The 20,085-nt window shown below is 67.3% G+C and carries 25 protein-coding genes; 16 read left to right on the plus strand and 9 right to left on the minus strand.

The window, feature by feature from the left end:
• Window positions 1-47: 47 nt before the first annotated feature.
• Window positions 48-482 (minus strand): copper chaperone PCu(A)C, encoded by a 435-nt coding sequence (locus tag C2U58_RS00160; protein ID WP_102944035.1) that lies wholly within the window; start codon window positions 480-482, stop codon window positions 48-50.
• Window positions 483-516: 34 nt separating this feature from the next.
• Here C2U58_RS00160 and C2U58_RS00165 point away from each other — a divergent pair, with 34 nt between their 5' ends.
• From C2U58_RS00165 to C2U58_RS00180, 4 genes are all read left to right on the plus strand, one after another.
• Entirely contained in the window at window positions 517-1,323 is an 807-nt protein-coding gene (locus tag C2U58_RS00165) for an enoyl-CoA hydratase/isomerase family protein (protein ID WP_102944036.1), read from the plus strand.
• A 122-nt stretch (window positions 1,324-1,445) separates the two neighbouring features.
• Window positions 1,446-2,366, plus strand: a complete 921-nt coding sequence (gene tesB / locus C2U58_RS00170; RefSeq protein WP_102944037.1) for an acyl-CoA thioesterase II — start codon at window positions 1,446-1,448, stop codon at window positions 2,364-2,366.
• 6 nt (window positions 2,367-2,372) lie between these two features.
• Complete coding sequence (locus tag C2U58_RS00175) at window positions 2,373-2,876, plus strand: DUF2007 domain-containing protein (RefSeq protein ID WP_102944038.1); 504 nt, start codon at window positions 2,373-2,375, stop codon at window positions 2,874-2,876.
• Window positions 2,877-2,967: 91 nt separating this feature from the next.
• Window positions 2,968-4,182 carry an RNA polymerase sigma factor gene (locus C2U58_RS00180; protein WP_102944254.1) on the plus strand — a complete coding sequence of 405 codons (1,215 nt, stop codon included), beginning with the start codon at window positions 2,968-2,970 and terminating at the stop codon, window positions 4,180-4,182.
• A gap of 79 nt (window positions 4,183-4,261) precedes the next feature.
• Here the strand turns inward: C2U58_RS00180 and C2U58_RS00185 are convergent, their stop codons facing one another.
• On the minus strand, window positions 4,262-4,831 hold the full coding sequence (locus tag C2U58_RS00185) for an EF-hand domain-containing protein (protein WP_102944039.1): 570 nt from the start codon (window positions 4,829-4,831) through the stop codon (window positions 4,262-4,264).
• 156 nt (window positions 4,832-4,987) lie between these two features.
• On the opposite strand from C2U58_RS00185, the gene C2U58_RS00190 reads away from it, so the two are divergent.
• Both C2U58_RS00190 and C2U58_RS00195 read left to right on the plus strand, forming a co-directional pair.
• The gene (locus tag C2U58_RS00190) at window positions 4,988-5,743 is read left to right on the plus strand and encodes an arginyltransferase (protein ID WP_102944040.1); all 756 of its coding nucleotides are present in this window, start codon (window positions 4,988-4,990) and stop codon (window positions 5,741-5,743) included.
• A gap of 37 nt (window positions 5,744-5,780) precedes the next feature.
• Window positions 5,781-6,986, plus strand: coding sequence for an endonuclease/exonuclease/phosphatase family protein (locus tag C2U58_RS00195; protein WP_102944041.1), 1,206 nt, complete (start codon window positions 5,781-5,783; stop codon window positions 6,984-6,986).
• Window positions 6,987-7,275: 289 nt separating this feature from the next.
• Here the strand turns inward: C2U58_RS00195 and purT are convergent, their stop codons facing one another.
• Window positions 7,276-8,463 carry a formate-dependent phosphoribosylglycinamide formyltransferase gene (gene purT, locus C2U58_RS00200; protein WP_102944042.1) on the minus strand — a complete coding sequence of 396 codons (1,188 nt, stop codon included), beginning with the start codon at window positions 8,461-8,463 and terminating at the stop codon, window positions 7,276-7,278.
• Between the two features lie 110 nt (window positions 8,464-8,573).
• Between purT and C2U58_RS00205 the strand changes: the two genes are divergently transcribed.
• The 5 genes from C2U58_RS00205 to C2U58_RS00225 are packed head-to-tail and all read left to right on the plus strand — an operon-like array spanning window position 8,574 to window position 11,131.
• The gene (locus C2U58_RS00205) at window positions 8,574-9,443 is read left to right on the plus strand and encodes an SPFH domain-containing protein (RefSeq protein ID WP_102944043.1); all 870 of its coding nucleotides are present in this window, start codon (window positions 8,574-8,576) and stop codon (window positions 9,441-9,443) included.
• 2 nt (window positions 9,444-9,445) lie between these two features.
• Window positions 9,446-9,625 (plus strand): Arc family DNA binding domain-containing protein, encoded by a 180-nt coding sequence (locus tag C2U58_RS00210; protein ID WP_070206839.1) that lies wholly within the window; start codon window positions 9,446-9,448, stop codon window positions 9,623-9,625.
• Window positions 9,622-9,798 carry a DUF4177 domain-containing protein gene (locus C2U58_RS00215; protein ID WP_102944044.1) on the plus strand — a complete coding sequence of 59 codons (177 nt, stop codon included), beginning with the start codon at window positions 9,622-9,624 and terminating at the stop codon, window positions 9,796-9,798. The genes C2U58_RS00210 and C2U58_RS00215 overlap by 4 nt, the downstream gene beginning before the upstream one ends.
• A 1-nt stretch (window position 9,799) precedes the next feature.
• Window positions 9,800-10,321 (plus strand): PH domain-containing protein, encoded by a 522-nt coding sequence (locus C2U58_RS00220; protein WP_102944045.1) that lies wholly within the window; start codon window positions 9,800-9,802, stop codon window positions 10,319-10,321.
• A gap of 9 nt (window positions 10,322-10,330) precedes the next feature.
• The gene (locus C2U58_RS00225) at window positions 10,331-11,131 is read left to right on the plus strand and encodes a M15 family metallopeptidase (RefSeq protein WP_102944046.1); all 801 of its coding nucleotides are present in this window, start codon (window positions 10,331-10,333) and stop codon (window positions 11,129-11,131) included.
• Window positions 11,132-11,248: 117 nt separating this feature from the next.
• Here C2U58_RS00225 and C2U58_RS00230 read toward each other — a convergent pair whose 3' ends face one another.
• From C2U58_RS00230 to C2U58_RS00250, 5 genes are all read right to left on the minus strand, one after another.
• Entirely contained in the window at window positions 11,249-11,923 is a 675-nt protein-coding gene (locus C2U58_RS00230; protein ID WP_102944047.1) for a DNA-3-methyladenine glycosylase, read from the minus strand.
• A gap of 1 nt (window position 11,924) precedes the next feature.
• Window positions 11,925-12,296, minus strand: a complete 372-nt coding sequence (locus C2U58_RS00235) for a DUF423 domain-containing protein (RefSeq protein WP_070206835.1) — start codon at window positions 12,294-12,296, stop codon at window positions 11,925-11,927.
• A gap of 79 nt (window positions 12,297-12,375) precedes the next feature.
• Window positions 12,376-13,455, minus strand: a complete 1,080-nt coding sequence (locus C2U58_RS00240; RefSeq protein ID WP_102944048.1) for an SRPBCC family protein — start codon at window positions 13,453-13,455, stop codon at window positions 12,376-12,378.
• Between the two features lie 280 nt (window positions 13,456-13,735).
• Window positions 13,736-14,377 carry a response regulator transcription factor gene (locus C2U58_RS00245; protein WP_102944049.1) on the minus strand — a complete coding sequence of 214 codons (642 nt, stop codon included), beginning with the start codon at window positions 14,375-14,377 and terminating at the stop codon, window positions 13,736-13,738.
• Entirely contained in the window at window positions 14,377-15,576 is a 1,200-nt protein-coding gene (locus C2U58_RS00250; protein WP_102944050.1) for a sensor histidine kinase, read from the minus strand. The genes C2U58_RS00245 and C2U58_RS00250 overlap by 1 nt, the downstream gene beginning before the upstream one ends.
• A gap of 137 nt (window positions 15,577-15,713) precedes the next feature.
• Between C2U58_RS00250 and C2U58_RS00255 the strand changes: the two genes are divergently transcribed.
• The 5 genes from C2U58_RS00255 to C2U58_RS00275 are packed head-to-tail and all read left to right on the plus strand — an operon-like array spanning window position 15,714 to window position 18,739.
• Entirely contained in the window at window positions 15,714-16,310 is a 597-nt protein-coding gene (locus C2U58_RS00255) for a GNAT family N-acetyltransferase (RefSeq protein WP_102944051.1), read from the plus strand.
• Window positions 16,311-16,323: 13 nt separating this feature from the next.
• Window positions 16,324-17,100, plus strand: a complete 777-nt coding sequence (gene minC, locus C2U58_RS00260; RefSeq protein ID WP_102944255.1) for a septum site-determining protein MinC — start codon at window positions 16,324-16,326, stop codon at window positions 17,098-17,100.
• Window positions 17,101-17,135: 35 nt separating this feature from the next.
• Window positions 17,136-17,945: a septum site-determining protein MinD gene (minD, locus tag C2U58_RS00265; protein ID WP_102944052.1), complete on the plus strand. Its 810-nt coding sequence runs from the start codon at window positions 17,136-17,138 to the stop codon at window positions 17,943-17,945.
• Between the two features lie 2 nt (window positions 17,946-17,947).
• Entirely contained in the window at window positions 17,948-18,205 is a 258-nt protein-coding gene (minE, locus tag C2U58_RS00270; protein WP_070206828.1) for a cell division topological specificity factor MinE, read from the plus strand.
• Between the two features lie 51 nt (window positions 18,206-18,256).
• Entirely contained in the window at window positions 18,257-18,739 is a 483-nt protein-coding gene (locus C2U58_RS00275) for a hypothetical protein (protein ID WP_102944053.1), read from the plus strand.
• Here C2U58_RS00275 and C2U58_RS00280 read toward each other — a convergent pair whose 3' ends face one another.
• Entirely contained in the window at window positions 18,740-19,975 is a 1,236-nt protein-coding gene (locus C2U58_RS00280; protein ID WP_102944054.1) for a DUF819 family protein, read from the minus strand.
• Window positions 19,976-20,085: the final 110 nt, after the last annotated feature.

The following is a 20,085-nucleotide window of genomic DNA, read 5'->3' on the forward strand; positions in this document are numbered from 1 at the left end:
CCCTACCGCACGTGGACACCCCACGTGCGGTCGACTGGGGTGCGACCCTACCGGCGCACCTTCAACGTTCCATCCACCTTGCGCCCGTCCTGCAGGCTCAGGCGCACGGGCAGCTCTGCCCCTTCCGTCACTTTCACCACCGGCTCCATCAGCATCAGGTGCAGCCCGCCCGGTTTCAGCGTGACCTCCTTCCCCGGCGCAATCGCCAACGCCTCCACCGCGCGCATGCGGCTGACGCCATCGGCCATCGTGGTCTCGTGCAGCGACACATCGTCGAAGGCCTTGCTGCCCACGCCGACCACGGTCACGGCGGCCTTGCAGTCATTCCGGATCGTTCCGTAGCCGGCCGCCATCGTCATCCCCGGCGGCGGCAACCGCACCCAGCCCCCAGTGAGGCTGACACACGCCGGTTCCGCCGCACCGGCCGATGCTGCGGCCGCACACAGGCCCAACAATACGCACACGAATGGTTTGGTTATCATCGCCTCAGTTCCCTGCCCGCAACGAGATCGCAGCATGACGACGCTTATCGAGGTGATCAACCATGGCCCCATCCGCGAGCTGCGGCTGGCCCGGCCGCCGGTCAATGCGCTGGACACCGAGCTGTGCCGTCACCTGATCCACGCGATCAACCAGGCCATGGCCGATGACGTGCACGGCCTGGTGCTGTCGGGCAGCGAGCGCATCTTCAGCGCCGGCATGGACGTGCCGCACCTGCTCAGCCATGGCGAGGACAGGCACAAGCTGCTGGACAGCTGGCAGGCGTTCTTCGGCGCGGTGCGTACCCTGGCCGAAAGCCGGATCCCGGTGGTGGCCGCGCTGACCGGCCATGCCCCGGCCGGCGGCTGCGTGCTGGCGCTGTGCTGCGACTACCGGATCATGGCGCGCAGCACGGACCCGGCGCAGCCAAACGTGATCGGCCTGAACGAAGTGCAGGTGGGGCTGGTGGCGCCGGAAGGCATCCAGCGGCTGATGCGCCGCGTGGTCGGCCACCACCGGGCCTCGCAGCTGCTGATCGGCGGCGAAATGGTGCCGGCCGAGCGTGCGCTGGAGATCGGCCTGGTGGACGAACTGGTCGCCCCGGCCGACGTGGTGTCGCGCGCGGTGGCCTGGCTGGGTCGCCTGCTGAAGCTGCCCCGGCAGCCGATGCTGCACACCCGCAGCGTCGCCCGCGCCGACCTGCACGAGGCCTTGCACGCCGACCTGATCCAGCTGGACCGCTTCGTGGACGCCTGGTACGCACCGGATGCCCAGCAGGCCCTGCAGACCCTCGTAGAGCGCCTGGGTAGTGCCGGCCGCCGGCCGGCTCCCGACGCTGCCTGACACCGCTTGGAGCCGGCCGGCGGCCGGCACTACGGCGTACGTGCTCGTTGTACGTACGGAATACCTGACGCCGGCGGCCCGCGCCAACGGACACGTATAATCCCTCATTCCTTTGCCACCCCATGGCCGCCGCCTTGTCCCAGCCGCAAGAACCCGTCGTTTCCGAGCTGATCGACCTGCTCACGCTCGAGCGCCTGGAAGACAACCTGTTCCGTGGCCAGAGCCGCGATATCGGCACCAAGTACGTGTTCGGCGGGCAGGTGCTGGGCCAGGCGCTGTCGGCCGCGCAGGCGACCGTGGACAACGGTCGCCACGTGCATTCGCTGCACGCCTACTTCCTGCGCGCCGGCAACATCGACCACCCCATCGTCTACGACGTGGACCGCACCCGCGACGGTGGCAGCTTCTCGGTGCGCCGGGTCACTGCCATCCAGCACGGCAAGGTGATCTTCTTCTGCGCGGCCTCGTTCCAGCAGGCCGAGAGCGGCGCCGAGCACCAGCACAAGATGCCGGACGTGCCGCAGCCGGAAGACATCGAACCGAACCGCCCGCTGCCGCAGGAAGTGCTGGAGCGCCTGCCGATCAAGGTGCAGCGCTGGCTCTCGCGCGGCGGCCCGTTCGAGTTCCGCCACGTGTACCCGCGCGACGAACTGCACCCGCCCAAGCGCCCGCCCTACCACCAGGTGTGGCTGCGCCTGAACGAAAAGGTCGGCGATGCGCCGGAGCTGCACCAGGCGCTGCTGGCCTATGCCTCCGACTTCCACCTGCTGGGTACCGCGACCTTCCCGCACGGGATCAGCTACTACCAGCCGCACGTGCAGATGGCCTCGCTGGACCACGCGATCTGGTTCCACCGCCCGTTCCGCGCCGACGACTGGCTGCTGTACTCGCTGGACAGTCCCAGCGCGCAGGATTCGCGCGGGCTGGCACGTGGCCAGTTCTACACCCGTAACGGCATCCTGGTTGCCAGCACCGCGCAGGAAGGTTTGATCCGCGTGGTCGACGACAGTGCCGCGGCCGCCGCCGTACCGGCCAAGGAATAATCCGCCATGCGTCAGATCTTCAGCAGCCAGCGCGTTGAAACCGTGGAAGGCGTGGCCCAGCTGCTGCGCGATGCCGGTATCGAGGTGCGCATCACCAACGGCCGTTCGTACCACAGCAAGCGCGGCAGCCAGTTCAGCTACCTGGACACCAGCAAGGCCAGCACCCACCCGACCCTGTGGGTGGTGCACGCCAACGACCAGCCGCGCGCCCGCGAAATCCTGCGCGACGCACGCCTGCTGGAAACCACCCGACGCGACCACCCCACCGCCGAATTCGCCTTCCGCGACCAGGTCGCCGAGACCGCGCCGCGCCGCAACTGGGCCTGGCGCATCCGCATCGGCCTGCTGCTGGTCATCGCTGCCGTGGCGATGGTGGTGATGATGCGCCACCGTAGCGCGCCCACCGCGGTGCCAGCGCCCGCGCCGACACAGCAGCAGCCGACGGCAGCCCCTCCGGCGCAGGAAGAGGAAGAAATCCGCGTCCGCATCGAACCGGCCAAACAACCGTAGCGACACGCCACGCGTGTCCCACGGGATCCCCACCCGGTCACATTCCCCGCCCCACCCCGTCATGATGTCACCACCCGCCGGGATCGACGCCATGACCACCCTGCCCCTGACCGACACGCTGGAACGCGAACTGCCCGCCGCCGCCAGCGGCTGCCAGCAGTCCTATGGCCGCATCGTGCTGGCCTGCCAGAACACCGTTACCGCCATCGCCCTGGCGATCACCCGCGACGTGCAGGCCAGCGAAGACATCGCGCAGGAAGCCTTCATCAAGGGCTGGCAGCAGCTCAACCAGCTGCACAACACCGCCAGCTTCCTGCCCTGGCTGCGCCAGATCACCCGCAACCTCGCCCGCGACTGGCTGCGCGCGAATCGTGGCCGGCCGTTGTCCGGCGAAGCCGCCGAGATCGCGATCAGCATGGCCGCCGACCCCAGCCCCAGCGCGCCGGACTACCTGCAGCGGGTGGAGGAAGAACTGGCTGCAGAGGAAATCATCTCGGCACTGCCCGAAGACAGCCGCGAAACCCTGTTGCTGTATTACCGCGAAGGACAGCGCTCGCAGCAGGTGGCCGACCTGCTCGGCCTCAGCGACGCCGCCGTGCGCAAGCGCCTGTCGCGTGCACGTGCCAGCGTGCGCGAGGAAATGCTCCGTCGCTTCGGGGAGTTCGCACGTGGCAGCGCGCCCGGGGCTGCGTTCGCCACCACGGTGGTGTCGATGGTGATCATTGCTGCGCCCGGCACCGCCAGTGCCGCGATCCTGCTGGGCACCGGCGTGGGGGTGGGCAGCGGCAAGTTGGGACTGGGCGGCGCCAGCCTGACCGGCGGTGCCGCGATGGGCTCGCTGGGCGCTGCGGTCAGCCAGACCCCGCTGATGAGCCCCGGGATGGGCTTGGGCGTGGCGATCACCGCGATGCTCGGCGGCATCATCGGCAGCTATCTCGGCGGACGCTACCTGCTGTGCTACACCGAAACACCGGCCGAGCGCGCTTCCGTCTTTCGCTTCGTGCATTACAGCACCTTCACCGCAATGCTCGTCTGCATGGCCGTACTCGCGTTGACGATGCTGCACGCGCCGCTGCACTGGCCGCTGATCGTCATGGTGCTGGGCACCGGCGTGGTGAACTACCAGTGCCTGGTGCCCCTGCAACGGATCATGGCGCCGATGATCGCGCGCGATGCGGCGCGGCAGGGGCGCAAAGGGCCGAGCTGGGTGTATCAGTCGATGTATGGTCGGCCTGCGTTGATCGTGACCAACCTGTTGGTGGTCGGCATCGTGCTGGCGATGGCATGGGATGCCCGGTTGATCTGAGGGATAAAAAAACGCCGGTCGATGACCGGCGTTTTTTATCGCACGTTGCAGCAGCCGGGCAGAGCCCGGCTCTACCCCATTATTTCGCCCGAGGCGGCATCGGGGCTTTGTCACCACGCGGGCCGGCGAAAGGCTTCTTCGCCGCATCGAATTCGGCCTTGCTGAGCTGGCCGTCCTTGTTGGTGTCGGCTGCAGCGAACCACGCGTCACGGTGCTGCTTCATGCCCAGCTCGCGGTCGGTCTTGTCGAGGCAGCCGTCCTTGTTGACGTCCATCTGGTCGAAACGCGCTGCAAGGCGCGGATCGGCCTTGGCTTCGTCACGGCTGATGCGGCCGTCCTTGTTCGCGTCCAGCTTTTCCATCCGCTCATGGCCGCCACCCGGGCCACGCCCGTGGCGCTTGCCCTGCCAGCGCGGCATTTCTTCACGCGAGAGCTTGCCGTCCTTGTTGGTGTCCAGGCTGTCGAACTTCTCCGCCAGGCGCGGTGCCTTGGCGGCTTCGGTGCGGTCGACGAACCCGTCGCCGTTGGTATCCAGCTTCGCGCGGGCCGGCGCAGCGGGCGCGGTCGGGGTATCGGCAGCCACCGCCAGGCCGGCAGCGCCGGTGGTCATCAGCAGGGCCAGCAGCAGGAGGGGTTTGCGATTGCGCATGGTGTACTCCGGTTGTTCGGGGGGAAGCGTCGTGCGGTGCTCGGCACCCACGGGAGAGAAAACGCCCGGCCGTGGCCCGCGTTGACAGCCGCCCCGGCCGCGTTAATCCGCCAGACAGTCGCGGCGCCTGCGACGCCCCGGCGCTATGCTGTGGGCATGGCGATCCACACCGACCGCGACGACGAGCTGCGCCTGTTCCAGACCGGGGACCATCCCTGTGGCTACTGGCCGGACCGGGCTGCGCGCGACCTGGTGCTGGACCCGCACGACCAGCGCCTGGGCAGCCTGTACCCGATGGCGCTGAGCTGGGGCTTCCGACGCTCCGGCGACCTGGTCTACCGCCCGCACTGCGCCAACTGCCACGCCTGCGTCTCGGTCCGCGTGCCGGTGGCCCGCTTCGCCCCCGACCGCAGCCAGCGCCGCTGCCTGGCGCGCAACGATGACCTGGAAGTACGCATCGTCGCCGCCGAGCAGACCGACGAGCAGTTCGCGCTCTACCACCGCTACCTGACCCATCGCCATGCCCAGGGCGGCATGGACGAACACGGCCCGCACGAGTTCGACCAGTTCCTGATCGGCCGGTGGTCGCAGGGCCGCTTCCTGGAGGTCCGCGGGCCTGCCGTGGACGGCCACCGCGGCCCCCTGCTGGCGGTGGCGGTCACCGACGTCACCACGCACGGCCTCTCGGCGGTCTACACCTTCTTCGACCCCGACCATGCCCATCGCGGCCTGGGCACCTTCGCGATCCTGCAGCAGATCGCATGGGCCCGGCGCGAGCAGCTGCCGCACCTGTACCTGGGCTACTGGATCCGCGGCCACCGCAAGATGGACTACAAGCGCCGCTTCCGTCCGCTGGAGGCCTACGACGGCCGCCGCTGGCACGCGTTCGACGACGCCCGCGACGGCATTTGACCCGCCATTGCAACGCGCGCCCGTGCAGAATAGGCGCATGAAAGCCCATCCCCTGATCCTCGCCCTGGCCCTGCTCTGCGGCGCCTGCGCGCAAACCTCGACCAAGACCGCCGCCATGCCGGATGCCTCCCCCGCACCGCTGCGGATCGCCACCTACAACACCTCGCTGTACAGCGACGAGACCGGCGGCCTGATCGCCGAACTCGAAGGCGACAGCGCGCACGCGCGCAAGATTGCCGCCGTGCTGCAGCAGGTCCGTCCCGACCTGGTGCTGCTCAACGAATTCGACTTCGACGACGCCCACCGCGCCGCCGACCTGTTCCAGCAGCGCTACCTGGAAGTGGCCCAGCCCGGCGGCGGCGAGCCCCTACACTTCGCCTACCGCTACCTGGCCCCGGTCAATACCGGCGTGCAGAGCGGCTTGGACCTGGACAACAACGGCCAGATCGGCGGCGACGGCCGCGCCCGCGGCAACGACGCCTGGGGCTACGGCCTGCACCCGGGGCAGTACGGCATGCTCGTGCTCTCGCGTTACCCGATCGACGAGGCCAAGGTGCGCAGCTTCCAGCTGCTGAAGTGGAGCACGATGCCCGGCGCACTGCGCCCGATCGACCCGCGCACCGGAAAATCGTTCTACAACGACCACGTCTGGTCGCAGCTGCGCCTGTCCTCCAAGTCGCATTGGGACGTCCCGGTGAACACCCCCAACGGCGTCGTCCACGCCCTGGTCTCGCACCCCACCCCGCCCGTGTTCGACGGCCCCGAAAAGCGCAACGCCGCGCGCAACCACGACGAACTGCGCCTGTGGCAGGAATACCTCTCCGCCGGCGACAAGCCCTGGCTGTGCGACGACCGTGGCCAGTGCGGCGGCCTCGCCCAGGACGCCCGCTTCGTGATCCTCGGCGACCTCAACAACGATCCCGTCGACGGCGACGGCCGCCATGAAGGCATCGTCGAACTGATCGAAAACCCGCGCGTGCTGCGTTACCCCACCCCACGCAGCCTTGGTGCCGAACAGACCAGCCTGGCGTACGCCGAAAAGGGCATCGTCCGGAAGGGCGCCCCGTTCCACGCCACCGGCGATTTCGGCCCGAAGTCCGGCACCATGCGCCTGGATTACGTATTGCCGTCGGTGGGGTTCAGTTACATCGGCAGCGGCGTGTTCTGGCCGGCGAATGAAACGCCCGAAGCCAAGATTGCCGATGGCAGCGACCACCACCTGGTGTGGGTGGACGTGCGGTAAAAGCGGTTTCGATTGTTTGAATGCGTTACCGGGCGCGGGACGCACCCGTGCGGTTGGTTGGGACCCAACCCTACCGACGATCACGCCGCCCGGTAGAGCGACGCCCTGCGTCGCTGCCGTCCGTTCCGCACAACGCATTCCATCGGGGGCGACCGGCGGGTAGCCCCCGGAGGGACGCTAGAAAACATGGATGTTTTCTAGCAGCCTACAAGGACGTACTTGCGGCGTGTCCCGGAGCGGGGCTGCCCGACGGTCGCCCCCAGCACGTAGAAACAAAAACGCTAACGCCTTACGCGCGCAACTCAACCGAGATCGCCTCAGCCGCCTCACGCGCAATCTTCCGCGCTTCGTCAACATCCGCACCACGCGCCAACGTAACCCCCACGCGCCGATGCCCGTGCACGCTCGGCTTCCCGAACAGGCGCAACGCCGTGTCCGGATGCACCAATGCAGCCTCCACATTCCCGAACACCGGCACACCCTCGCCGTGCGCCAGCATCGCGCATGACGCAGACGGACCGCTCTGGCGGATCAGCGGAATCGGCAGGCCCAGGATCGCCCGCGCATGCAGCGCGAATTCGCTCAGCTCCTGCGACGCCAGCGTCACCAGCCCCGTGTCATGCGGGCGCGGCGACACCTCGCTGAACCACACCTCGTCGCCCTTCACGAACAACTCCACCCCGAACAACCCCCAACCGCCCAGGTCGTCGGTGATCGCCCGCGAAATCTCCTCCGCGCGCGCCAGCGCCGCCGGCGACATCGGCTGCGGCTGCCAGCTCTCCCGATAGTCCCCGTCCTTCTGCCAATGCCCGATCGGCGCACAGAACGACGTCCCGCCCGCATGCCGCACCGTCAGCAGCGTGATCTCGTAATCGAAATCGATGAACCCCTCCACGATGCAGCGCCCCGCACCCGCCCGACCGCCGGTCTGCGCGTACTCCCACGCCGCCGCGATATCGTCCTCGCCGCGCAGCGTGCTCTGACCCTTGCCCGACGACGACATCACCGGCTTCACCACGCACGGCAGCCCGATCGCCGCCACCGCCGCCCGGTACTCCGCCTCCGTGTCCACGAACCGGTACGGCGAGGTCGGCAAGCCCAGCGTCTCCGCCGCCAGCCGCCGGATGCCCTCGCGGTCCATCGTCAGCCGCGCCGCGCGCGCCGTCGGCACCACCCGCTGCCCGGTTTCCTGCTCCAGCTGCACCAGCGTCTCGGTATGGATCGCCTCGATCTCCGGCACGATCAGGTGCGGCTTCTCCGCCGCGATCAGCGCCCGCAGCGCCATCGCATCCAGCATGTCGATCACATGCGACCGGTGCGCCACCTGCATCGCCGGCGCGTTCTCGTACCGGTCCGCCGCGATCACCTCCACCCCCAGCCGCTGCAGCTCGATGGCGACCTCCTTGCCCAGTTCGCCCGAGCCCAGCAGCAGGACACGGGTGGCGGAGGGGGACAGCGGGGTGCCGAGGGTAATCATGGTGCGTTCCGGACATCGGGGGCGGGAACGCATTGTAGGATCTTGCCGGTTGCAGATGTGATATCAATCTGATATCACTATCCAAAACCACCCGCAAAGGATGCCCCGCCATGAAAGAAAAGCCTGTCCGCTCGCTCTCCGGCCTGCCCTTCCTGCTGGCCGTCCTGGCCCTGTTGGCGGTGGCTGCATGGTTGTTCTTCTCAGGGGTGGAGCGCGGCAACGTCAACCCGCTGTTGATCGTCGGCGGCCTGCTGCTCGGCCTGGCAGCCCTGTTCAGCCTGACCGGCCTCTACACCGTCCAGCCCAACCAGGCCGCCGTGCTCAGCCTGTTCGGCAAGTACGTCGGCACCGTCAAGGACAACGGCCTGCGCTGGAACAACCCCTTCTTCAGCAAGAAGAAGGTCAGCCAGCGCGTGCGCAACTTCGAAAGCGGCAAGCTCAAGGTCAACGAACTGGACGGCAGCCCCATCGAGATCGCCGCCGTCATCGTCTGGCAGGTCGTGGACGCCTCCGAAGCGGTCTACAACGTCGACGACTACGAAAGCTTCGTGCACATCCAGTCCGAATCGGCGCTGCGCGCGATGGCCACCAGCTACCCCTATGACCAGCATGAGGAAGGCCAGCTCTCGCTGCGCAGCCATGCCGCCGAGATCTCCCAGCATCTCAAGGACGAACTGGCCGAGCGCCTGGCCGACGCCGGCGTGCAGGTGCTCGACGCCCGCATCAGCCACCTCGCCTACGCCCCGGAGATTGCCCAGGCCATGCTGCAGCGCCAGCAGGCCAACGCGGTGATCGCCGCACGCACCCGCATCGTCGCCGGTGCGGTCGGCATGGTCGAAATGGCCCTGTCCGAACTGCAGAAGAACAACGTCGTGCAGCTGGATGAAGAGCGCAAGGCGCAGATGGTGGGCAACCTGCTCACCGTGCTGTGCTCCGACCGCGGCACCCAGCCGATCGTCAACGCCGGTTCGTTGTACTGAGCATGAGTGAGAAGAAAGCCTACCCGCTGCGTATCAATGCCGACGTGCTGGCGGCGGCGCAGCGCTGGGCCGACGACGAGCTGCGCAGCCTCAACGCGCAGATCGAGTACGTGCTGCGCGACGCACTGCGCAAGGCTGGACGCCTTCCCAAACCCGCACCTGATCCGGAGAGCAAGGAATGAGCAAGCGCTGGACGTACCTGACCGTGGAAGTGAAGCCCTCGTGGACCGGTTTGAAGCCTGAAGACCTGCAGGCCGAAATGAACCGCCAGGGCCAACTCGGCTGGGAGCTGGTGAACGTACTGCAGGGCACCCCGATGGGCGTGGCGCTGCTGTTCTTCAAGAAGGAGAGCTGAGATGCGCACCGCATTCCCGGTCGCCCCCGCCCCGGTCTGGCGCCTGCTCTGGCTGTGGCTGCCCATGCTGGGCGTAGCGGTGATGATCGTGGCGACCACGCTGCAGTCCGCACAGCGCACCCCGATGGATCTGGCGATCACCCTGCCGTTCCTGCTGCTGGTCAGCGGCGTGCTTACCTGGGCGTTCTTCCGCCGCAGGATCGAACTGCAGGGCACCGAACTGGTGGTGACCTCTACGTTCTACCGCCGGCGCACGGCGGTGTCGGCACTGCAGCTGGACCGGGCCCGCATCGTGGACCTGGCCGAGCACGCCGAGTTCAAGCCCGGCATCAAGATCAACGGCTTCGGCATGCCCGGCTTCCAGTCCGGCCACTACCGGAGTGGCGGGAAGAAGGTGTTCTGCCTGGTCACCGACGCCAGCCGGGTGCTGCACCTGCCGCTGCGCGACGGCAGCGCGTTGCTGCTGAGCCCGGAAAACCCGCGTGCGCTGCTGGATGCGCTGAACGCGCAGGCCACGCGCTAAGCTGGGCGCATGCGCCGATACCCTGCCCTGCTGATCAATACCGCCGACATCGAACTGTGGCCCGGTGGCCTGCTGCGCGCGCGCAGCAATGCCGATGCGCGGGCGCTGGCCAGGGCCCGCTGGGTGGTGCGGCGCAAGCGCGACGGCCAGTACCTGGCCGCCGCCACCGCGCACGGGCTGCTGCCGCTGGTGCCGCACCTGATGCGCGAACCGGGCATCGAGGAGGCGCTGGACGCCCTTGATGACGCCCTGAGTGGCACGCGGCGCGCCCACGCGCCCGATGACCTGCTGCCGCTGAGCGGGCTGCAGGCGCGGCTTGAGGAACTGGGCATAGACGCGGAAAGCTATGAAGACGACACCGGGCTGGTGCTGGAAGCCGAGCCTGCGCGACTGTCACTCGCCGGCTTCGATCGCTATCGCCGACCGCTCTGGCTGCAGCACGGTGCGGCGCAGGGCTGGCAGCGCATGCAGCAGCATGCCGCGCGCGAAGGCGTGGTACTGGAAGCGATCTCCGGCTATCGCAGCCATGATTACCAGCTGGGCATTTTCGAACGGAAGCGTTCGCGCGGCCTTGAAGTGGCGGACATCCTGCAGGTCAACGCCGCGCCGGGTTACAGCGAACATCACGGCGGGCGGGCGCTGGACATCAGTGCCCCCGGTGAACCGCCTGCCGAGGAAAGTTTTGAGGCGACGCCGGCGTTTGCGTGGTTGCAGCAGCATGCCGGGACGCATGGGTTCCAGATGAGTTATCCGCGTGGCAATCCGCATGGGATTATCTACGAGCCTTGGCATTGGTGCTGGCGCCGGTGACCAGCCACGCAGGGCGTGGCTCTACCCTCCGGAGACCGGTACGGCTGCCCCCGACAATGCGCGTCACCCCGGTAGAGCCACGCCCTGCGTGGCTGCGCGGACCGTCACCGCAGCCGATCAATCCTGCGACCGGTTCGTCGCCGTCTTCGGCACTTCGCTGAAATCGGCAATCCGCCACAGGTACAGGCTGGCGTAGGTCCGGAACGGGCCCCACTTTTCGCCGCGCAGGGCCAGTTCCTTCGGCGTCAACATGACCTCCGCCTTGTCCACGCGCTGGGCGCCCTTGCGGATGCCGAGGTCGTCGATCGGCAGGATGTCCGGCCGGCCAAGGCGGAACATCAGCATCATCTCCACCGTCCAGCGGCCGATGCCGCGGATCGGAACCAGCGCTTCGACGATGGCGTCGTGCTCCATCACCGACATCCGGCGCAGGTCCGGTACTTCACCGGCGGCTTCACGACGGGCCAGGTCGCGCAAGGCCAGCGCCTTGTTGCCGGACACGCCGCAGGTGCGCAGGCCGGCATCATCGATGCGCGACAGCGTGTCCGCGTGCAGGCGGGTGCTGCCGATCGCCGTTTCCACCCGTCCTACAATCGTCGATGCGGCCTTGCCGCTGAGCTGCTGGAACAGGATCGCGCGGGCCAACGCGTCCACCGGGTCGAAACGGCGCGCCCAGCCCGGCGGTGGCTCGATCGGGCCCAGGCGCTTCATCCACGTGCCCAGCCGACGGTCGCGCCGTGAGAGCCAGTCGTGCGCCTCGTCCACGTCGAACCCACGGCGGAAGCGCGGCATCTCAGCGCCTCAGCGCGTTGAAGCCGTACACCGCCCAGCCCAGCATCAGCGCGGTCCCGCCGACCGGGGCCAGCCCGGTGCTGAGCTTCCACAGCGCGCCGGCCACCAGGCTGCCGGAGAACAGCAGCGTGCCCAGCAGCAACACGTACAGCGCCAGCTTGCCGACCGCGTTCTGCTGGGTCGGACCAAGCACCGCCAGGGCCACGCCGTGGCCGAACGCGAACAGCGCGGCGGTGTTCACGTGCGACTGCGCCAACGGCTCGGCGATGCCGTGCGATGCATAGGCCGAGAGGCCTACCGCGGTGGCCGCCAGCAAGCCGCCAAGGCAGGCCAGCAGCGAAGGTTTACGCGCGCGTCGTTCCAGGTTGAGCATGCTGCATCCTCCAAAAAAAAAACGCGCCGCAGGAAGCGGCGCGTTTTCTGTTCTGCGTTACATCACGGCAACCGTCGGATTACTTGACGGCCCAGTAGATGTCGTAGGTCGCTTCCGGCGTGAAGGACTTCTCAACGCCTGCGTTCCAGGACTCGTACGGACGGTCGATCACTTCGTTGCCACCGGTCACGGCCCAGGCGCGCAGGGCGTTGCGGGCGATGTCCAGGCCAGCCATGTGGCCGGTGTACTTCGCATGCGCGGTGCGGTGCGGTGCGACGTGCACGTACTTGACCGGGGCGCCACCGTCGATCTTCACCGTCAGGGCTTCAGCCGAAGCGCCTTCGGTACCCTTCTTCTTGACCGGCTGGGCCACGTCGAAGGCGTACTTTTCCTGGCCGAAGTCGGTGGTGATGATGCGGAACGGACCGGCGGCTTCGAGGTCATTGGCCTCCATCACGCGCTTGATCCACTCCTGGTTGTCCTTGATCGACTTGGTGATGGTGCCTTCGCCACGATCGACGTTACCGGCGGTGACCACCAGCAGGTCTTCGGCCGGGGCATCGATGATGGCCAGGTCGGTCAGCGGGGCTTCGGCGGTGCGGTAGTCGATGTTCGGCACGGTGGCCAGCATGTTGGCCATGCGCGACAGACCCAGCTTCAGGTCGTCACCGACGTGACGGCTGACGTACAGGCCCGCGTAACGACCAAACAGGTTGAAACCGTACTTGACGCTGTAGTCCTGGGTGATCTTGACGTTGCGGCCACCCTTGCCGGTCGGCTCGAGGGTGAAGCTGGTCTTCTTGTCGTGACCCTTGGTGGCGTCATCGATGGCAATGGCCACGCGCTTGTTCGGCTCGGACTCGGTGATCTCCCAGCTGCCCTGGCCCAGCGACGGCTCCTTGGAGTTGAAGTCCAGACGGGCACCGACGCCGGCAGCGGGGCCGGAGAGCTTCAGTTCAACGGCGGGATCGCGCAGCACGAGCGGGTTCCAGTCCTTGAAGCGGCGCAGGCTGTTGACCGTGTCGTACACGATCGTCATCTTGCGGTTGGTCTCGATGCTTTCAGTGATGTGACGCTCGCCCGGCAGCACAACGCCAATGATGACGAACAGGCCAGCCACGATCCCCAAGGCGATCAGGAACTCGATAATACGGGTCATTCAGGAGTCTCCGGGGCCGATCCCACGGCCGGGTTGATTGAAGCGAAGCGCCAATCCTAGCAGGCTTCGCGGGTGTTATGGATCAGGATTGGCGCACCGGTTTCCATACCGGGAGCGGTTTTTTGAGGCAAGGAGCGGAAAGATAGCGCATCAGGTGGGCCCGCACGTGGCCCCGCGCGATATTTATTTGCCGGTATCGGCAAATGGGCCGCCCGCGTCGGCCACAGGCCTTGCCCTGCAAGGCTTTCAACTGGCGTTCATTTTCAATATTCGTAGGCCTTCACACCAGCTGCAGTTCGAATGCCTTCAGCACCGCGCGGGTACGGTCGCGCACGCCCAGCTTGGACAGGATGTTGGAGACATGGTTCTTGATGGTGCCCTCGGCCACGCCCAGCGAGTTGGCGATCTCCTTGTTGGAGAAACCGCTGGCCATCAGGCGCAGGATCTCGGTCTCGCGGTCGGTCAGCGGGTCGGGCCGGTCCAGGCTCACGAACTCGTTGCGCATGTGCTCCAGGCCGGACAGCAGGCGCTGGGTGACTGCCGGCTGCACCAGCGAGCCGCCGTCGGCCACGGTGCGGATCGCGCCGACCAGTTGCTCCAGGGTCACGTCCTTGAGCAGGTAGCCCTTGGCCCCGGCCTTCAGCCCGGCCAGCACCAGCTGGTCGTCGTCGAAGGTGGTGAGGATGATGGTCGGCGGCAGCTGGCCGGTGCGCGACAGGTGCTGCAGCGCCTCCAGGCCGGACATCACCGGCATGCGCATGTCCATCAGCACCACGTCCGGACGGACCGTGGGGATGAGGTCGACGGCCTGGCGTCCATCGGCCGCCTCGGCCACCACCTCGATCCCGTCGTCCAGTGCCAGCAGCGAGCGGATCCCCTGCCGCACCAGGGTTTGGTCGTCGACCAGGCAGACGCGAATCATCAACGCACTCCTTCCAGGATGGCACCCAGCATCAGCACTGGCACGCCGGGGACCGAGGCGCGCAGGCGGAAGCCCTGACCCCGGTGGGTTTCGATCTGCAGCTCACCGCCGCATTGTTGCAGGCGTTCGCGCATCCCGCGCAAGCCGTTGCCGATCACGATGCCGTCGGCGCCGACCCCGTCGTCGTGCGCATGCACCACCACCTGGCCAGGCGGTTCGCGCTGCACCTGGATCCACAGGTTGCGCGCGCGGGCATGGCGCACCGCGTTGGTGATGATCTCCTGGGTGCAGCGCAGCAGCACATGGGCCTGCTCGGGGTCTTCCACGCTGAGCGGCTCTTCGATGTCCAGGTGGATGTCCAGCGAGGGCACCTGCTCGGTCAGCGGGCGCAGCGCCGCGGCCAGGTCGATGGCGCCGCTGTCGCGGAGCTGGCTGACCGCTTCGCGCACGTCGGTGAGCAGCAGCTTGGCCAGGGTATGGGCCTGGTGCACGTGTTCCTGGGCCTGGCCCTCGGTGATGTGCCCGGCCACTTCCAGGTTCAGGCTCAGCGCGGTCAGGTGGTGGCCGAGCAGGTCGTGCAGCTCGCGGGAGATGCGGGTGCGCTCGTTGACCCGGGCGCTTTCGGCCAGCAGCACGCGGGTGGCGCGCAGCTCGGTGTTGAGCCGGCGCTGCTCCTCGCGGGCGTCGGTCTGCTGGCGGGCGACCAGGCTGGTCACGAAGATGAACATGGAGAAGCCGCCATACAGCAGCGACTGCATGACCGCCTCGAACAGCGAAAACGGCAGGAACAGGTAGTACACCGGGGCCACCGCCAGCTGGCTGACCAGCAGCCAGATCACCCCGAACCGGGCCGGCAGCATCCACGGAATGACCCCGGCCGCGACCATCATCAGGATGCTGCCCAGCCCCGAGCCGCTCAGGAAGCTCACTGCCAGGGCCGAAATGGTCAGCAGGACCAGGATGGCGCGGTCGTACCAGGCCGAATGGCCGCCGCCGTCGCGCAGGCCACGGGTGAGCCACAGGTAGCCGCCGCCGAACGCGAAGTAGGCCACGAACAGCAGCGCGGTCGGCAGGTCCATGCCACCGCCGCGCCGGACCAGCGCTTCGTACTGGGAATAGACCAGCGGCAGGCCCAGCATGACCCAGGTAAACAGGCCGGCCAGTCGCAGTACTCGGGTTTGGCTGAGGTATCCCAACATGGGGGCATCTTAGGCTGAACCTGTGCCGCTGCACCCCGGCAGAAGTCATGCCCGGCCTGTGCCCTGCCCGGCCACCCATGTAATAATCGGCGGCAGGGTCCCGCGAGGGGCCAACCGCGTTACCCCACGGAGTCACAATGTCGATTGTCATCCGCGACGTGCGCGAGCACGAGCTCGATTCCGTCCTGGCCCTGAACAACAACGCCGGCCTGGCCATCCTTCCGCTGGATGCCGCCCGGCTGCGCCTGTTTTTCGAAACCGCTGAGTATTTCCGCGTCGCCGAGCGCGACGGCAACCTGGCCGGCTTCCTGATCGGCTTCGGCAGCGACAGCCAGCACGACAGCAGCAACTTCGCCTGGTTCAAGCAGCACCTGACCAGCAAATTCTTCTATATCGACCGCATCGTGGTGGCCAGCCGCCGCCGCGGCGGCGGCGTGGGCCGGGCGTTCTATGCCGATGCCCAGAGCTTTGCCGAACTGCGCTACCCGCAGCTGACCTGCGAAGTGTTCCTGGACCATGGCGCCGACGCGGCGCTGCTGTTCCATGGCAGCTTCGGCTTCCGCGAGGTCGGCCAGAACAACATGCCGCACGTGGACGTGCGCGCCAGCATGCTGCTCAAGGACCTGTGCAGTTACCAATGGGTGCACGACACCTACGGCGATGCGCTGCCCGACGTGCCCTGGGTGGGCCACCGTCGCGAGCTGCAGCGCGCGCCTCGACCGACGGGGACCTGAAGTGGCGGCAAACATGGATTTTGAACAGGCCGGCGAGCTGAAGATCGGCCAGGTGGGTATCGCCAACCTGCGCATCCGCACCCTGGATGTGGAACGTCTCACCCGTGAAATGCACGACCGCGTGGCCCGCGCGCCGAAGCTGTTTGGCCGCGCTGCGGTGATCCTGGACTTCGGCGGGCTCAGCCAGATGCCCGACGTGGCCACCGCCCAGGCGCTGCTCGACGGCCTGCGCAGCGCCGGCGTGCTGCCGGTGGCACTGGCCTACGGCAGCAACGAAACCGACCTGCTTTCGCAGCAGCTGGGCCTGCCGCTGCTGGCCAAGTTCCGCGCCCAGTACGAGCGCGCCGAGGCCGAACCGGCGGTGGCGGCGGTAGCGCCGGCCCCGGAACCGGCCCGCCGCCCGCGCGCCGCTGAGCCCGCCCCGGCCCCGGCCACGCCGGCCGCCACGGGCGGTGCCCCGCAACCCGGCCGCATGCAGACCAGCAATGTCCGCTCGGGCCAGCAGCTGTATGCCGAGAACTGCGACCTGACCGTGATGGCCACGGTTGGCGCCGGTGCCGAGGTGATTGCCGACGGCAGCATCCATATTTACGGTACGCTGCGGGGCCGCGCCCTGGCAGGTGCCCAGGGCAATACCACGGCGCGTATTTTCTGCCGTGACTTCCACGCTGAACTGGTCGCCATTGCCGGCCATTACAAGGTACTGGACGATGTCCCGGACACCCTGCGCGGCAAGGCCGTGCAGGTCTGGCTGGAACAGGACCAGATCAAGATCGCTGCGCTGGACTGACGCAGCAACCCAACAGAATCATCAGGAGAAGTCCTTTGGCTGAAATCATCGTAGTCACCTCCGGCAAGGGCGGCGTCGGCAAGACCACTTCCAGCGCAAGCCTGGCCTGCGGCCTGGCCAAACAGGGCAAGAAGGTGGCGGTGATCGACTTCGACGTCGGCCTGCGCAACCTCGACCTGATCATGGGCTGCGAGCGCCGCGTGGTGTACGACTTCGTCAATGTCGTGCACGGCGAAGCCACCCTCAAGCAGGCCCTGATCAAGGACAAGCGCTTCGACAACCTGTACGTGCTGGCTGCCTCGCAGACCCGCGACAAGGACGCGCTGACCCAGGAAGGCGTGGGCAAGGTACTCAAGGACCTGGCCGCCGACGGCTTCGACTACATCATCTGCGACTCGCCGGCCGGCATCGAGAAGGGCGCCTTCCTGGCGATGTACTTCGCCGACCGCGCGGTGGTGGTGGTGAACCCGGAAGTGTCTTCGGTGCGCGACTCGGACCGCATCATCGGCCTGCTCGACTCGAAGACCCACAAGGCCGAGTCCGGCCAGAACGTGCCGGCCTTCCTGCTGCTGACCCGCTACAGCCCGGCCCGCGTGGAAACCGGCGAGATGCTCAGCATTGCCGACGTGGAAGAAGTGCTCGGGCTGAAGGCGATCGGCGTGATCCCGGAATCGGGCGACGTGCTGAACGCCTCCAACAAGGGCGAGCCGGTGATCCTGGACCCGGAATCGGCCGCTGGCCAGGCTTACGGCGATGCGGTTGCCCGCATCCTCGGCGAAGAGCGCCCGATGCGCTTCACCTCGGTGGAGAAGAAGGGCTTCTTCAGCAAGCTGTTCGGAGGGTAAGCATGGGCCTGTTCGATTTCCTCAAGACCAAGAAGACCACCGCCGAAACGGCCAAGAACCGCCTGCAGATCATCATCGCGCAGGAACGCAGCCACCGCGGCGGCCCGGATTACCTGCCGCTGCTGCAGCGCGAGCTGCTGGAAGTGATCAAGAAGTACGTGAACATCGACGCCGACGCGGTCAAGGTGGACCTGGTCAAGGACGGTGAGCACGACGTACTGGACATTTCGGTGGCGTTGCCGGAAGGCCCGCAGCAGTAATTCATCTCAAGGCCCCTTCCCTGCCGGGAAGGGGCGCACGACGCACACGCCATGACCGCCACCGCTGAAGCAGAACCGCAGGTCACCCGGGTGGGCGACATCGATTTCAACGACGCCGTGGCGTTGCTGGACCGGCACGCGCTGCGGCTGCACCGCGTGGCGGATGGCGCACCGATTCCCGGGAGTTACTGGGGCGAGCCTGAAGCGGGCATCATCGCCAGCGACGTGTATGTGCGTAACGACACTCCCGTGCATTCGATGCTGCACGAAGCCTGCCACCTGATCGTGCTGCCGCCGGAGCGGCGTGCGCTGGTGCACACCGATGCGACCGATTCGGTTCCGGAAGAAGACGCCACCTGCTACCTGCAGATCGTGCTGGCCGGACAGTTGCCCGGCGTGGGCAGCACGCAGTTGATGGCCGACATGGATGCGTGGGGGTATACGTATCGGTTGGGGTCGACGAAGGCGTGGTTTGAACAGGATGCCGAAGATGCCAAAGCGTGGTTGGTTGAACGCGGGTTGTTGGACGCGTAATCACCCCGCCCCGGCCAAGGCCCTCAACGTAATCCCCACGATGTACGCCAGGTACGTGCCCGTCGCATACCCCATCGTCCCCAGCAGCACACCCACCGGCGCCAGCGACGGATGGAACGCGGCCGCCACCACCGGCGCCGACGCGGGCCCACCAATGTTCGACTGCGAACCAATCGCGAAATAGAAGAACGGCACCTTCAACGCCATTGCCAGTGCCAGCAGCAGCGCGATGTGCACCGCGATCCAGATCAGCCCAAGCGCAAACAGCCACGGCCGTTGCAGCAGCGCCAGCAGGTCCATCTGCATGCCGATGCAGGCGATCAGGAAGTACAGCAGCAACGAACCCAGCTTCGAAGCGCCTGCCCCTTCCAGGTTGCGCGCCTTGGTGAAGCTCAACGCCAGGCCGCAGGTGGTGGAGATCACCACCACCCAGACGAACGGCGCGTCCAGGCTGAACTGCGGCGCCCACGCCACATGGCCCTTGAACCAGGCCGAGACCGGCCCGGCAATCGCATGCGACAGCCCCACGGTGCCGAACGCCACCGCCACGATCAGCATCAGGTCGGTCAGGCTGGCCACGCGCTCATGTTCGGCCTGGAACTTTTCGATGCGCAGTTTCAGTTCGTCGATGGCCGAGGTATCGGCGCCCGTACGCGCATCGATCTTCGCCGCGCGCCCGGCCAGGAAGATCAGCACCGCCATCCACACATAGCCCACGCCCACATCGACCACCGCGAACTGGCCGAAGGTGGTGGCGTTGACGTCGAACACTTCGCGCATCGCCAGCATGTTGGCGCCGCCGCCGATCCAGCTGCCGGCCAGCGCCGCCATGCCCGACCAGGTATCACCGGCCACGGTTTCCGGGTGCACCCACTTCATCAGCATGAAGGCCACCACCGCGCCCAGCATGATGCTGAACGACGCGCCCAGGTACATCACGATCAGCTTCGGGCCCAGCCGCAGGATGCCCTTGATGTCCACCGCCAGGGTCAACAGCACCAGCGCGGCGGGCAGCAGGATGTCACGCGCGACCGGGTTGTACAGGCTCGTGTTCTGCCCGTCGATCAACCCGATCGTGTTGTAGACGCCGGGAATCAGGTAGCACAGCAGCAGCGCCGGCACGAAGGTGTAGAAGCGCTTCCACAGCCCCTGCTCGCGCGAGGCGGTCCAGAACACGGCGCCCAGGGTAGCGGCGATCAAACCGAAGACGACGATGTCGTTCTGGATCAGGGGCATGCAGGGGGTTCTCGATGGGTGCAACGGATCGTAGTGCCGGCTGCTGGCCGGCTCCCGATATCGCGTGGAGCCGGCCAGCGGCCGGCACTACGGTTTGATGCGCCGAAGAA

Origin of the sequence: Stenotrophomonas sp. VV52 (genome assembly GCF_002893095.1) — a bacterium.
Taxonomy (GTDB): domain Bacteria; phylum Pseudomonadota; class Gammaproteobacteria; order Xanthomonadales; family Xanthomonadaceae; genus Stenotrophomonas; species Stenotrophomonas aracearum.